Source organism: Streptomyces sp. NPDC093111, assembly GCF_040683955.1.
Classification (GTDB): domain Bacteria; phylum Actinomycetota; class Actinomycetes; order Streptomycetales; family Streptomycetaceae; genus Streptomyces.
In genome coordinates this window covers 226000-239687 of record NZ_JBFBNW010000006.1, presented here as the reverse complement: position 1 = coordinate 239687, position 13688 = coordinate 226000, and the positions used below count along the sequence as shown (strand labels likewise).

Genomic DNA, 13688 nt, shown 5'->3' with positions numbered 1-13688 from the left:
CATGCGCAATCCGTTCGCGGGTCAGGGCCCCCGGTCCTGGCTCGGCCGGTCCGCGCTCGCCCTGCTCCTGGGCGCCCTGCCCGCGCTCGCCTTCCCGGCGCCGTCGCTGTGGTGGTGCGCGTACGTCGCCCTCGTCCCCTGGATGCTGCTGATCCGCACGGCGCCGAGCGCGCGCCGGGCCGGTCTCGACGGCTGGTGCGGCGGCATCGGCTTCATGCTGGGCGTGCACCAGTGGCTGCTGCCGAGCCTGCACGTCTTCCTGCTCGTCCTGGCCGCGCTCCTGGGTCTGCTGTGGCTGCCGTGGGGCTGGCTGGTGCGGGCGATGCTGGCCGGCCGGCCGTCGGGCGGGCGGGCCGCCGCCGCGCTGGTCGTCGTCCCGTCCGGCTGGCTGCTGGTCGAGCTGGCCCGTTCCTGGGAGGGGCTGGGCGGACCGTGGGGGCTGCTCGGGGCCAGCCAGTGGCAGGTGCCGCCCGCGCTGCGGCTCGCCTCGGTCGGCGGGGTCTGGCTGGTGAGCCTGCTCGTGGTGGCGGTGAACACGGCCCTCGCCCTGCTCGTCGCGGTGCGGCCGCTGCGCCGTACCGCGCTGGCAGGCCTGGTGGGCTGCGCCCTGGTGCTGGGGCTGGCCTGGTGGGGCACGGGTCCGCCCCGCACCGGCGGCACGGCGCGGATCGCGGTGGTCCAGCCGGGCGTGTTCGACGGTCCGGGCGGCGTGGACCGGCGCTTCGCCCGCGCCGAGGAGCTGACCAGGACGCTCGCCGGGCAGCGTCCTGACCTGGTGGTGTGGGGCGAGAGCAGCGTCGGCGCGGACCTGGGGGCCCGGCCGGACCTCGCGGCCCGGCTCACCACGCTGTCCCGGACCGTCGGCGCGCCGCTCCTGGTGAACGTGGACGCGCGCCGCTCCGACCGGCCGGGCATCTACAAGAGCGCGATCCTGATCGGTCCCCAGGGCCCGACCGGCGAGCGCTACGACAAGATGCGTCTCGTGCCGTTCGGCGAGTACGTCCCGGCGCGCGCGCTGCTCGGCTGGGCCACCTCCGTCGGCAAGGGGGCCGCGGGCGAGGACCGCAGGCGGGGCACCCGACCGGTCGTGATGACGCTCCCCGCCCCGCCCGAGGGCGGCCGGCCGCTGCGGATCGGGCCGCTGGTCTGCTTCGAGTCCGCCTTCCCCGACATGAGCCGGCGCCTGGTCAGGGACGGCGCGGACGTGGTGGTCGTACAGTCGGCGACCTCCACGTTCCAGGACACGTGGGCACCCGCGCAGCACGCCTCGCTGGCGGCGCTGCGGGCCGCGGAGTCGGGGCGGCCGGTGGTGCACGCGACGCTGACCGGGATCAGCGCCGCGTACGCCCCCGACGGGCGGCGGACCGGCCCCGAGCTCGGCACCGACCGCAGCGCCGCCGTCGTCTACACGCTCCCCCTGGCGCGGACCGTCACGGTCTACGACCGCTTCGGCGACTGGCCGGTGTACGTGGCGATCCTGGTGATCGGGGCGCTGTGCGCGGCCGAGGGGGCGCGGACGCTCAGGAGGCCTGGTCGAGGGACTCCCGTACCACCCGCTCGCACAGCTCGTGGCTCAGCAGGGCGTCCCGTGCGCTGAGCAGCCGCCCCTCGCGTACGGAGTCGAGGAAGCCCAGGACGGCCTGCTCGATGCCGCGCTGGCGGGCCACCGGCACCCAGTCGCCGCGGCGGCGCACGGTGGGCTGGCCCTTGTGGTCGACGATCTCGGAGAGGTTGAGGACCTGGCGCTTGGAGTCCTGCCCGGACACCTCCAGGATCTCCTCGGTGGAGCCGTTCAGACGGTTCATCATGCCGATCGCGGTGAAGCCGTCGCCGGAGAGCTGGAGCACGACGTGGTGCATGAGCCCCTCGCGGACGCGGGCGCGCACGTCGACGTGGTCGACCTCGCCGGGCACCAGGAAGCGCAGGGTGTCGACGACGTGGATGAAGTCGTCGAGGACGAACGTGCGCGGGTCCTCGGGCAGTCCGACGCGGTTCTTCTGGAGCAGGATCAGCTCGCGTGGGTGCTCCACGCACTGGGCGTACCCGGGGGCGAGCCTGCGGTTGAAGCCGACGGCGAGGCTGACGGCCCGCTTCTCGGCGAGCTCCACGATCCGTTCGGAGTCGGCGTACTCGTACGCGAGGGGCTTGTCGACATAGGTCGGCACCCCCGCTTCCAGGAGGCGGGTGGTGATCTCGGCGTGCGCGGCGGTCGAGGCGTGCACGAAGGCGGCGTCGAGGCCGACGGAGAGGAGCGAGTCCAGGTCGGTGTGCCGGCGCGCGGCGGGCAGGTGGTAGCCGTCGGCGACCCGGTCGAGGGTGGCGCGGGTCCGGGTCTGCAGGTGGAGTTCGACCCCGGGAAGAGCGGACAGGACGGGCAGATAGGCCTTCTGCGCGATGTCGCCGAGTCCGATGCAGCCAACCTTCACGGGTGCTCCTTGTCACTGTGTCGCGGTGTGCTCGTTCGTGTCCGGCGCCCGGAGGGCCGTACGCGCCGGTCAGCTTACGCGCGGCGGTACGGCGTCCACCGAGGCGGCCTCCGGGCCGGCCCGCCCGCGCACCCCGCGTGGAAGCCCCCCAAACCACTGGCCCGGCGAACGATCTTGGGCAACGATGCGGGGCATGACCACCGAACAGACCGACACCGGCGCCCGCCTCGACCCCGACACCCTCACCGGCGAACGGGAGGCCCTGGAGCAGTGGCTCGACTTCCATCGGGCGACCCTCGCGATGAAGTGCGAGGGCCTCGACGACGCCCAGCTGCGCACCGTCTCCGCCCCGCCCTCGGACCTCAATCTGATGGGCCTGGTCCGGCACATGGCCGAGGTGGAGCGCGGCTGGTTCCGGCGCGTTCTGGCCGGTGAGACGGAGGCCGACTGGATCTACACCACCAAGGAGGACCACGACGCCGACATCCACGTCGGCGCCGAGGACACCTGGGAGGAGGCCTACGCGACCTGGCAGCGAGAGATCGCCGTCGCCAGGGCCAACGCCGCCGGCCGGGGCCTCGACGAGCTGGGCAGCGGGACCCACCGCACCGGCCGGACCTTCAACCTGCGCTGGATCTACCTGCACATGATCGAGGAGTACGCGCGCCACAACGGCCACGCCGACCTCATCAGGGAGCGGATCGACGGCGCCACCGGGGACTGAGCCCCCGCCCGGACGGGCCGGGTCAGCCCGCGTCGGGTGATCACCCGTGCGGGGCATTCCCCGCGAGTAGGGGTGTGCGAAACCCGGGCCGACCAGCAGAGTTGCGCGGGTGCATGGAACGAGAACCACAGTGAGGATCCTGGCCGGGGTCGCGATGGCCGCCCTTTCGGGCTGTGTCGCGGTGCAGGCGCCGCCCGCGGCCCCCGTGCCGGTCCCGAGTCCGGCGGGCGAGCTGCCCGGCCAGGACGTCGCACCGCAGATCGTCCAGGGCCCGGCCAGGGAGGCCCTGGAGGCGGCGATGCCCGATCCCCCGGCCCCCGGGCCGCGCGCGTCCGTCGCGCGGCAGCCCGGCGCGGACGACGGGCGCGGCGGGCGGGACGCCGGCACCGGCGGCACGTCCGGCTCCGCGCGGCACCACGCGAAGCAGCCGCACGCGCCCCACGGGCAGCGGCCCCGCCACCCGGACATCGGCCTGCCCGGGCTCCTCGACCCGCCCCGCTCCGCGGCCGAGGTCTGCGAACTGGGCTCGCGGTACGGCGGCTGGAGCCCGGAGAGCGAGCAGGCGAGGATCTGTCGTGGCACCTACGGGCGCTGACCCCGCAGCCGTACCTCCAGGCGCTCGATCGCGGCCCGCACCCCGTTGCCGTACCCGTCGTCGTCCAGGGCCACGGAGGCGGCGCGGGCCCGGTCCAGGTGGACGCGGGCCGCGTCCGGGTGGGCCAGCTTCACGTAGTCGGCGGCCAGGTTGAGGTGGAGCGAGGGGTAGAGGGCGCGGAGCGCCACCGCCGAGTCGTGGCGGGCCAGCCGGTCCTCGTCGAGCCCCTCGGCGGCCGTCAGGGCCCGCAGGTCCCAGGCCAGCTCGGTGTCGGGGTCGTCCTGCGCGTCGGCCATGTAGTGGGCGAGGGTGCAGCGGTGCAGCGGGTCGCCGTCCGGTCCGAGCTGGGCCCAGATCTCGACGAAGCGGTTGCGGGCCTCTTCCCTGTCCCCGCCGTGGAGGAGCATCATCGCCTGCCCGATCCTGGTCATGACGCCGTCGTCCGACACCTGCTGCCCGGTCACTGCCACCTCCACACGCTGTCGATCCGGCCCCCGGTACGAACGGGCCGGATCCGACGCTAGCCGCAGCCGCGCCGGATCCGGCCGAGGCTCAGCCGAGGTCGGGGACGCGCCAGTCGATCGGCTCGTGACCCTGCGCGGCGACGGCCTCGTCGATCTGGGTGAAGGGGCGGGAGCCGAAGAACTTCTTCGCCGAGAGCGGCGAGGGGTGGGCGCCCTTCACCACCACGTGCCGCTCCTCGTCGATGAGGGGCAGCTTCTTCTGCGCGTAGTTCCCCCAGAGCACGAAGACCGCCGGGTCGGGCCGCGAGGCCACCGCCGTGATCACCGCGTCGGTGAACTTCTCCCAGCCCTTGCCCTTGTGCGAGTTCGCCTCGCCGGCCCGGACGGTGAGCACCGCGTTGAGCAGCAGGACGCCCTGCTCGGCCCACGGCATCAGATAGCCGTTGTCGGGGATCGGGTGCCCGAGCTCGGCCTGCATCTCCTTGTAGATGTTGCGCAGCGAGGGCGGGGTCTTCACGCCGGGGCGGACGGAGAAGCAGAGCCCGTGGCCCTGGCCCTCGCCGTGGTACGGGTCCTGGCCGAGGACCAGGACCTTCACCTGGTCGAAGGGGGTCGCGGCGAGGGCCGCGAAGACCTCCTCGCGCGGCGGGTAGACCGGCCCGTTGGCCCGCTCCTCCTCGACGAACTCGGTGAGCTGCTTGAAGTACGGCTTCTGCAGCTCGTCGCCGAGGACGCCGCGCCAGGACTCGGGCAGCATGTCGGTGTCGGTCACGTCCACAACCTCCGGTGGGTGTATCGCCTTTACGTACGAGAACCTACCGGGAGCCACTGACAACGCCGTCCGCCGTCCGCTTCCCCCGGGGGGAGCGGACGGCGGACGGCGGTTCGGGGGCGGCGACCGCTACCAGCTGGTGCGGCGGCTGAGCTCCCACAGCTGCATGACGGTCTGCGGGTCGAGGGCCCGCTCGCCGCCGCCGATGTCCTCGCTGGCCGCGATGTACAGCTTGCCCTGCCACAGCGGGAGCAGCCGGACGTCCTGGACCATGATCTCCTGGGCCTGCGCGAACTCGTCCGTGACGGCCCCGCGGTCGCTCTCGCGCCGGGACTTCGGGATCAGCTCGTCGGTGATCTTCGGGCTGACGTACGGGGTGCCGAGGACGTTCTCCTTGCCCATGAAGGGGGCGACGAAGTTGTCCGGGTCCGGGAAGTCGGGGAACCAGCCGCGGCCGAAGACCGGGTACTGGCCCTTCTGGTAGCCGGCCTGGAACTCCTTCCACGGCTTGCCGTGCAGGGCCACCTCGAAGAGGCCGCTCTCCTCCAGCTGCCGCTTGAGCTCGGTGAACTCGGCGGCGGTCGAGGAGCCGTACCGGTCGGTGGTGTACCAGAAGTCCAGCTTGACCGGCTTGGTGATGCCGGCGTCGCGCAGGATGGACTTCGCCTTGGAGGCGTCCGGGCCGCCGAAGCGGTCGTAGAACTTGGTGGTGTGGCCCGAGATGCCCTTGGGGACCATCGAGTACAGCGGCTCGGCGGTGCCCTGGTAGACCTTGTTCACCAGCTCGTCGCGGTCGACGAGCTGCGCGATGGCCTTGCGGACGGGCAGCCGGGCGACGGACTCGTCACGGGTGTTGAAGACCAGGTAGCGGATGTCCGCACCGGTGGACTCGACGAGCTGGAGCCCCTTGTTCTCCGGCTTGTCGGCCTGGAGCGCGACGACCTCCTCGGCGGTGAGGCCGCGGTAGGTGGCGTCGATCTCCTTCTTCTTCAGGGCGGCGACCATGGGCTCGGACTCCTTGAAGTACCGAATGGTCACGCCGCCGTTCTTGCGGTCGGCGAAGCCCTTGTAGCTGGGGTTGCGGGTCAGCTCGGCCTTCTGGCCCTCGGCGTACGAGTCGAGGACGTACGGGCCGGAGCCGACCAGCTTGCCGTCCTTGCGGAGCTGGTCCGCCGGGTACTCGGCCGGGTCGACGATGGACATGGCCGGGGTCGCGAGGATGAACGGGAAGGTCGCGTCCGACTTGTTCAGCCGGAAGACCACCGTGCGGTCGTCGGTCGCCTCGATCTTGTCGAGCGAGCCCAGCATGCCGTTGGGGCCGCCCTGGACGTCGATCGTGCGGATGCGCTCGATCGAGTACTGGACGGCCTTGGCGTCCAGCTTGTGCCCGTTGGAGAAGGTCAGACCGTCATGGAGGACGCACTCGAAGACCCGGCTCGAGCTCCCCTCCTTGAACTTGCAGTCCGCCGCGTCCGACTGCGGACTGGTGGTGCCGGTCGGAAAACTCACGAGCGTCTGGAAGACATTCCGGAAAAGCTCCCAGGAATTGTCCCAGGCGGCCGCCGGATCAAGCGTGGACGGAGAACTCGTCGTACCGATGACGATTCTCTGATCCCCTGCGGATTCACCGTCCGAAAACACACTGCATCCGGACAGGAGGGATATGGACGCAAGGGCTGCAGCGGCCTGCAGACTGGTCCGGTTGAACACGTGCACGCTCCTCGTTCAGCCTGGGGTCGGCCGACGATACCGCAGCGCCCCGCCAGGTCAATGTTCGGCCCTGGCGGGGCACTTGAGGCATTCAGCATATAACCGGGGCCAAACCGGTCATGAATTCAGGAAAGTGTCCGGATATCGGTCACCCGACACCGGCGTTCAGGAAAAGACCGCCGTCGACGACGAGCGTCTGGCCGGTGATCCAGTCCGACTGGGCCGAGGTGAGGAAGGCGGCGGCCCCGCCGATGTCCTGCGGCTCGCCGAGCCGGCCGAGGAGGTACGGGGCGGCCGCCTCGGCCTCCCGGCCCTCGTACAGCGCCGCGGCGAACTTCGTCTTCACGACGGCCGGGGCGATGGCGTTGACCCGGACCGAGGGCGCGAACTCGTGCGCCAGCTGGAGGGTCAGGTTGATCATGGCCGCCTTGCTCATCCCGTACGCGCCGATGAACGGCGACGGGGCGAGGCCGGCGATCGAGGCGATGTTCACGATCGCCCCACCGTGCTCCTTCTGCCAGGCCCGGTAGGTCTGCTGGGCGAAGCCGAGGGCCGACACCACGTTGGTCTCGAAGACCTTGCGGGCCACGTTCAGGTCCAGCTCGGCGATCGGCCCGAAGACCGGGTTGGTGCCGGCGTTGTTGACCAGGAAGTCCACCCGCCCGAAGGCCTCCATGGTGGCGGCGACCGCGGCGGCCTGGTGGGCCTCGTCGTGCGCCTTGCCGGGCACGGCGATCACCCGGTCGGCGCCGAGCCGCTCCACGGCCTCCTTGAGGGCCTCCTCGCCCCGTCCGGTGATGCAGACCCGGTCGCCGCGGGCGACCAGGGCCTCGGCGACGCCGTAGCCGATGCCCCGGCTCGCGCCGGTGACCAGGGCGACCTTGCCCGACAGCTCGGGCGGTTCCGGTGCGCTCATCGCGTTCTCCTCTCCGCTCCCGCGCGTCAGTTGAGCGGGCCGCCGGCCACGTACATGACCTGCCCGGAGACGAAGCCGGCGTCGTCGCCCGTGAAGAAGGCGATGGCGTTGGCGACGTCCTCGGGACGGCCGACCCGCTGGACCGGGATCATCGTGGCGGCCGCGGCCTGGAACTCCTCGAAGCCCATCCCGACCCGCTCGGCGGTCTGCGCGGTCATCTCGGTGACGATGAAGCCGGGGGCGACGGCGTTGGCGGTGACGCCGAACTTGCCGAGCTCCTTGGCGAGGGTCTTGGTCAGGCCCTGCAGACCGGCCTTGACGGCGGAGTAGTTGGCCTGGCCCCGGTTGCCGAGCGCCGAGGAGGAGGAGAGCGAGACGATCCGGCCGAAGCCCGCGTCCACCATGTGCTTCTGGCAGGCCTTGGCCATCAGGAACGCGCCCTTGAGGTGCACGTTCATCACGAGGTCCCAGTCCGACTCGGACATCTTGAAGAGCAGGTTGTCGCGGAGCACGCCCGCGTTGTTGACCAGGATGGTCGGCGCGCCGAGCTCGGCGGCGACGCGCGCGACGGCGGCCTCCACCTGGGCGCTGTCGGAGACGTCGCAGCCGACGGCGAGCGCGGTGCCGCCCGCGGCGGTGATCTTCTCGACGGTGTCCTTGCAGGCCGCCTCGTCGAGGTCGAGTACGGCGACGGCCCGGCCCTCGGCGGCGAGCCGGACGGCGGTGGCGGCTCCGATGCCGCGAGCCGCACCGGTGACGACGGCTACGCGCTGCTCGGTGGTGGACATGCTTGGTTCTCCTCGCCCTTGGAACATCCCTGGTTACGGTCCGTACCGGCGACCGCCCGCTCTCCCGCACATGAGCGACCGCTTAGTATCGTCCGCAGACGAGACGCTAGAAGCCCTGGCACCCGGTGTCAACGGCCCACCGGGTGCACCGGCCCACTCGCGTGGGAGCCGCGTACGAGCAAGGCGCGAGCCCCGTTCGAGTGGCGTTCGAGCGCGGCGTGCTAGCGGACCAGCAGTTCGAGCAGGCGTTCCACCTCGGCCTCGGGGTCGGCCGTCAGACCGGTGTGCACCGGCCCCGGCTGGACCACCGTCGAACGGGGCGCGATCAGCCAGCGGAAGCGCCGTCCGGCGTCGTCCCCGGCGGCCTGGCCCGCGTCGGCGCCGCCGAGGCAGACGCCCTCGACCGCGCGCAGCGCGGCCCGTACGCCGGCGATGTCGGCGGCCGGGTCGAGCACGCCGAGCTTGGCCGGGTCCAGGTGGGTGCGGGCCGCCACGTAGGAGCGGGCCCGGCAGTAGACGACCACGCCGGCGTTGAAGCACTCGCCCCGCTCCACTCGGGGCACGACGCGCAGCAGCGCGTACTCGAAGACATCGCGATCGGTCACGTGGTGCTGTCCTTCTGGGTGGGGCGCGGGGCGAGACGTTCGGCGAGCCAGCCGGGGGCCTGCTGGGGCCGCCGTTCGGTGCGGGGGCCGAGGGTGATGCGCTCGTGGATCGTCGCGGCGCGCGGCAGCAGCGCCTCCACGTAGGCCGCCCGCAACGCGTCGGTGCTCGCGAAGCCGGGCTCGTCGACCAGCCACTCGTCGGGCACGTCGGCGGCGACCTCGTCGAGGAGTTCGCGGGTCACCAGGGGTGCCAGCTCGGCCGCCGCGGCCGCGATGTCGGGCCCGAAGGGGGCCAGGGCGTGGTCCGAGGCGTCGTAGGGCTTGGCGGCGGACGCCTGCGCGCCGGGCCAGTTGTGGTGCCAGATCATGGTGGCGCCGTGGTCGATGAGCCACAGGTCGCCGTGCCAGACCAGCATGTTGGGGTTGCGCCAGGACCGGTCGACGTTGTTGATCACGGCGTCGAACCAGACGACCTTGCCGGCCTCCTTCGGGTCCACCTCGTAGGCGAGCGGATCGAAGCCGAGCGAGCCGGGCAGGAAGTCCATGCCGAGGTTGAGTCCGCCGCTCGCCTTGAGCAGCTCCTGCACCTCCTGGTCGGGCTCGGAGAGCCCGATGACCGGGTCGAGCTGGATGCCGACCAGCTCCGGCACCCGCAGCCCGAGCCGCCGGGCGAGCTGCCCGCAGATCACTTCGGCGACCAGGGTCTTGCGGCCCTGCCCGGCGCCGGTGAATTTCATGACGTACGTGCCGAGATCGTCGGCCTCGACGATCCCGGGGAGCGAGCCACCCTCACGCAAGGGCGTGACATAGCGGGTTGCTACGACCTCTTCCAACACTTTCCCAGGCCACCCATCTCTTCAACCTTGCAATCCACGGAAGACTTCTCCGGAGCGTAGAGGCCGAGAACACGGGTCAACAGCGCTGGGGAGAATCTGGGGAGTTTCGGCTAGCAAGCTGATCCCCCGCGCTCCCCAAGCAGACCGTCGATGGTGCCGCGCCCCTTGCTGCCGGCCTCCGGCATGAAGTGAGCATAGTAACCGAGAGTGATCGCAGGCGAGGAGTGTCCGAGCCACCGAGCCAGGGTCACGACGGACTCGCCGGCTTCCAACATGATCGAGGCGTAGGTGTGCCGAAGCACATGGAAGCCGTCCTTCGGGGCCGCCGCCCACTGCCAGGCTTTCGCCCCCTCGGCGCGCGGCGGGATGACGCCCGCCTTGGCCAACGCGGGCTTCCAGGTGTAGGTGTTCCATGTGTTCACCGCGACAGCGTTCCCGAAGCGCGTGGTGAGCAGCAGGGAGAACTTCTTCCTCTCCCCCTCCGGCTTCCCCCACGGCAGCTCCACTTCTACCGGCGGGAACGCTTCGATGTGACGCTTGAGTTCCTCGGCTACCGAAGGGGGCAGGTCCACCGTGCGGATCTTCTTCCCCTTCGGCAAGGCGAAGTACAGCCTTCCGTGAATCGCCTGTACTTGACGCCGAACGTGCAGCAGGCCGCGCCCGTAGTCGATGTCCTCGGGACTGAGCCCGAAGACCTCCCCCTGGCGGAGTCCGCACCCCAGGCCGACTACGACGGCGATCCTGTTCCGCTCGCTGATGGCATCGCGGACTCGCAGTGCCGTGTCCATCGGCCACGCGTCGCGCCGCTCCCGTGGCGACTTGGGCCACCGCACGGATTTCGCGTGCATAGGGTTGCGCGCGAGGCGTTTGTCGTCGACGGCCGCTTCCAGGATGGAGGAAAGCTCGGACAGGATGCCGCGCTGGTAGTCGACTGACGAGACTGTCGACTCCAGCTTGGTTATGAACGCGCGCAGATCCGTTGCAGCGATACTCCTGAGCGGAAGCTGGCCCAGGTGCGGGACGATATGGAGACGCCACCTACGCTCCTGGCTGTCCTGGGTTTTCGGAGCACCGCCTCGCCCTGGTGCCCAGTGCGTCGCGATGTAGTCGGCCAGCGTGATGGACCCGTCGCGCGGGTCTACGAACTCGCCTCGCTCCTCGTCCGTGGCCGCCCGGCGAAGCCACGCCTTGGCATCCTCCAGCACATCAAAGGATCGGTCTCGCACCCCAGGTATGCCAGCGACCTTGTACCGCTTGCCTTTACCGTAGCGAGCGGTCTTCTCCCTTCTCCCGGTGGCCGGATCCTTCTTCTTCTTGAGCCACCGATCCTCGATATAGCCCGCCAAACAAGTCTCCTTTCAAGAGGGTACGAACGCGTCCGACAACATTCGATGCGTCAAGCACCGGGGTTCCGACGTCGCTGCGGAGCCGCGCTGAGTGGGTTCAAAGCAGGGTTAGAGCGAGAGTCCGCACGTTCCTGGTCATGGATCCAGGCGTCGAGGGCTGTCCGCCGATACATGACGCGACCACGAGGGCCCATGCGAAAGCTCGGCGGGCCCTGCCGTCGATGCCGCCAGACATAGAGGGTGTGCGGTGATATGCCGAGGTACGCGGCGGCATCCTTTACGTTGAGAAAGCAGGCGCGGCCAGCGCTGACGGGGTCAGGCACAGCTGAGGGAGCGAGCAGCGATCGTGTGGGCATGGAGCGCTTCCTGTGAGAGACGAAAGAGAACGGGCACGGGCAGCCCACGTCCACTACGGCTCCACCGCCAAGCACAGCCGGATGCGAACACCTGAATGGTCCTGACGATCGCCGGTTTGGCTAACCGGCGATCATCGGCTATGTTGCGCGCGCCCCACCGATGAGCTCGCAGTACCTCGGATGGGTTTCCGTCAGGAAGCCAACCGGTACGAGCTCAGGGCCGGTGAGGCACCGTCTGCAACGAGCACCAGCAAACCGTCAGCTACTAGACGATCCAGATTTCGCGCTACGCGGCCCTCCGGAACATTCACGGCACGGGCCACGCGCCTCCTCGTGGCCCGGGTGCGCTGCAATATGCACGAGAACTGCGCGGTCGCGACCCCAGCCATACGGACCTCCTACGCAGGAACCACTCCAGGCCGCCAATCGCACAAGTCTGGGATTGCAATCCCCCCCTCCCTTCCTGTCGAGCACCTCCTCGCCCGCCTTGGCGTTTTCGGGATGTTGTACGTTGACATGCTCCCGGCCTAGGTTCCAGTCTCTTGCCGTCAATTCTCGTCTGCCGTAAGCGAATGCCCGCTACCACCCCGGAAGTCGGCCACTTTGGGCGCGATAGGAAGTCGCTGCAAATGAGCATGCGGGGGGCACCGGTCGCGATCCGCAAGTCGCTGTCCGCTTTTGCTGTAATGCGGACCGGACGAGGGACTGGTCCAGGGCCAGCCGGGAGGAAGCGCCGAACGTTCGGGAAAATCCCCGCATCCTCGCCTGCGGATGCGTCATGATCACGGGCATGCACCCTCGTGACGAAGAGATATGGCGGGCGATCGACCAGGGCCGCCGGGCGATCGACTGGGAGGCGTGGTTCGGTTGTCCGGAGGGTGCCGGCTACCTGTCCCCCGCAGGTCATCAGGTGACCGCACGCGCCGTGGCCGGCCTCACCGCGTTCTTCAACAGCCGCTGGCTGCCCAAGGCCGTGGTCCCCTCCCCCGCCCCGGGTCGAGCCAGCGACACCTTCGTCGGTCTGGGCCGACACGCCCCGGTGCTCCAGTTCATGAACGGAGCCGCCCCGGGAGCATGGGTGGAAGCAGTGCGGTGGTGGGCCGCATACGCCTATCTGGAGGAAGCCGCGGTGCCGGGCATAGCCTCGGTCAAGCGGGATGCACGCTGCGACGTCACCCTGTCCCGGTTCCTGCATTCCCAGACACAGGCCCGGCTCGCACTCATGGGGGCGGCCCACGGACTCAGGGTCGAGCTGGAGCCGGCGAAAGCCAGTGGCGGCCCCGGCGATGTTCGTATCGGCCCCGTCTTCATCGAGGTCGTCACCTTCGCCGAAGATCAGAAGTTCCAGGACTACGAGAGGTTCCGCGAGAACGTCCGGGCTCATCTCTTCGCCCTGGACAGGGGCCGTGACATCTACTGGGAAGGTGACCTCCCCGAACTCCTCAGCGGCGGCGACTTCGAGACCTGGAAGAAACGGACCGAGGAGGCCGCCCAACAGTGCGCGGCCTTGGAGGCCGCGGTCGATGTCCTCAGCAGCGCCGGGAGGCGGCTGACCGTACGCCCCGGCACGGCTCCCCAGGGCACCACCCTGACCGGGGCCACCGTGGAGAGCGACCAGGGCAGGCGGCTCCTGGACAAGGTGCACGGCAAGTGCGCCAAAACGGCAGGGGCAGGCACCGCCTGGATCTGGGTGGAGGACCACAGCGGTCTCTTCCACTTCCCGACGCCCTTCGCCGAGATGTCGCTCGCCGCCAAGACCGATGCGCTCGCGGACCTGTTGGGGCCGCTCCTAGCGGAGTACGTCCACGTCGCCGGGATCGTCGTCTCGAACGCGGCCCGCCGACGCCTGCCGCTTCCGCCGAACGAGGACGCGCTCCGCCCCGCCGCACAGGGCTTCCGGCGAGGACTGCCCCTCGACCGGGTCCGGGAAACGATCATGATCCCCCGACGAATCCTTCTGCCTGAACAGACCAGCCTGATCGCCCGAATGTGCGACGCCGAAGCCAATGCGCTCGACTGGGCTCTGGGGAAGCTCGGTATTCCCCACGGTGTCGCATCGCTCCTGGCCGACTCCTCGACGCCGCAGCGGGTCTCCCCTCTGTGGACACCGTGAGCTTGCCGAGGCGGTAAGACGGCGTGGAGAACCGTGC

General features: G+C 70.3%; 15 protein-coding genes. 4 read left to right on the top strand and 11 right to left on the bottom strand.

Features of this window, described 5'->3' with window-relative positions:
- Position 1: 1 nt before the first annotated feature.
- Entirely contained in the window at positions 2 to 1597 is a 1596-nt protein-coding gene (lnt, locus tag AB0Q96_RS12510; protein ID WP_365324445.1) for an apolipoprotein N-acyltransferase, read from the top strand.
- On the opposite strand, the gene AB0Q96_RS12505 is transcribed toward lnt, so the two are convergent.
- Positions 1521 to 2426 carry a Gfo/Idh/MocA family oxidoreductase gene (locus tag AB0Q96_RS12505; protein ID WP_365324443.1) on the bottom strand — a complete coding sequence of 302 codons (906 nt, stop codon included), beginning with the start codon at positions 2424 to 2426 and terminating at the stop codon, positions 1521 to 1523. The genes lnt and AB0Q96_RS12505 overlap by 77 nt on opposite strands.
- 193 nt (positions 2427 to 2619) lie before the next feature.
- Here AB0Q96_RS12505 and AB0Q96_RS12500 point away from each other — a divergent pair, with 193 nt between their 5' ends.
- Both AB0Q96_RS12500 and AB0Q96_RS12495 read left to right on the top strand, forming a co-directional pair.
- Positions 2620 to 3150 (top strand): DinB family protein, encoded by a 531-nt coding sequence (locus AB0Q96_RS12500; RefSeq protein ID WP_365324441.1) that lies wholly within the window; start codon positions 2620 to 2622, stop codon positions 3148 to 3150.
- 109 nt (positions 3151 to 3259) lie between these two features.
- Positions 3260 to 3745 carry a hypothetical protein gene (locus tag AB0Q96_RS12495; RefSeq protein ID WP_365324439.1) on the top strand — a complete coding sequence of 162 codons (486 nt, stop codon included), beginning with the start codon at positions 3260 to 3262 and terminating at the stop codon, positions 3743 to 3745.
- On the opposite strand, the gene AB0Q96_RS12490 is transcribed toward AB0Q96_RS12495, so the two are convergent.
- The 10 genes from AB0Q96_RS12490 to AB0Q96_RS12445 all read right to left on the bottom strand — a co-directional run bounded on the left by AB0Q96_RS12490 (position 3733) and on the right by AB0Q96_RS12445 (position 11927).
- A complete protein-coding gene (locus tag AB0Q96_RS12490) occupies positions 3733 to 4176 on the bottom strand; it encodes a hypothetical protein (protein ID WP_365324735.1) in 444 nt (147 codons plus the stop codon). The genes AB0Q96_RS12495 and AB0Q96_RS12490 overlap by 13 nt on opposite strands.
- Before the next feature lie 121 nt (positions 4177 to 4297).
- A complete protein-coding gene (gene ung / locus AB0Q96_RS12485) occupies positions 4298 to 4981 on the bottom strand; it encodes a uracil-DNA glycosylase (RefSeq protein ID WP_365324437.1) in 684 nt (227 codons plus the stop codon).
- A gap of 129 nt (positions 4982 to 5110) precedes the next feature.
- Complete coding sequence (locus AB0Q96_RS12480) at positions 5111 to 6691, bottom strand: ABC transporter substrate-binding protein (RefSeq protein WP_365324435.1); 1581 nt, start codon at positions 6689 to 6691, stop codon at positions 5111 to 5113.
- A 148-nt stretch (positions 6692 to 6839) separates the two neighbouring features.
- Complete coding sequence (locus AB0Q96_RS12475; protein WP_365324433.1) at positions 6840 to 7607, bottom strand: SDR family oxidoreductase; 768 nt, start codon at positions 7605 to 7607, stop codon at positions 6840 to 6842.
- 26 nt (positions 7608 to 7633) lie between these two features.
- Positions 7634 to 8395, bottom strand: coding sequence for a 3-oxoacyl-ACP reductase FabG (fabG, locus tag AB0Q96_RS12470; protein WP_365324431.1), 762 nt, complete (start codon positions 8393 to 8395; stop codon positions 7634 to 7636).
- 221 nt (positions 8396 to 8616) lie between these two features.
- Entirely contained in the window at positions 8617 to 9000 is a 384-nt protein-coding gene (locus AB0Q96_RS12465; RefSeq protein WP_365324429.1) for a DUF3037 domain-containing protein, read from the bottom strand.
- Positions 8997 to 9836, bottom strand: coding sequence for a HipA family kinase (locus tag AB0Q96_RS12460; RefSeq protein ID WP_365324427.1), 840 nt, complete (start codon positions 9834 to 9836; stop codon positions 8997 to 8999). Before AB0Q96_RS12460 ends, AB0Q96_RS12465 begins: the two co-directional genes overlap by 4 nt.
- Before the next feature lie 110 nt (positions 9837 to 9946).
- Entirely contained in the window at positions 9947 to 11041 is a 1095-nt protein-coding gene (locus tag AB0Q96_RS12455) for a site-specific integrase (RefSeq protein ID WP_236244484.1), read from the bottom strand.
- Positions 11042 to 11232: 191 nt separating this feature from the next.
- Positions 11233 to 11538, bottom strand: a complete 306-nt coding sequence (locus AB0Q96_RS12450) for a helix-turn-helix domain-containing protein (protein ID WP_086824095.1) — start codon at positions 11536 to 11538, stop codon at positions 11233 to 11235.
- 191 nt (positions 11539 to 11729) lie between these two features.
- On the bottom strand, positions 11730 to 11927 hold the full coding sequence (locus tag AB0Q96_RS12445; protein WP_365324425.1) for a winged helix-turn-helix transcriptional regulator: 198 nt from the start codon (positions 11925 to 11927) through the stop codon (positions 11730 to 11732).
- 389 nt (positions 11928 to 12316) lie between these two features.
- On the opposite strand from AB0Q96_RS12445, the gene AB0Q96_RS12440 reads away from it, so the two are divergent.
- Complete coding sequence (locus AB0Q96_RS12440; protein WP_365324422.1) at positions 12317 to 13651, top strand: hypothetical protein; 1335 nt, start codon at positions 12317 to 12319, stop codon at positions 13649 to 13651.
- The last annotated feature ends 37 nt before the right edge of the window (positions 13652 to 13688 follow it).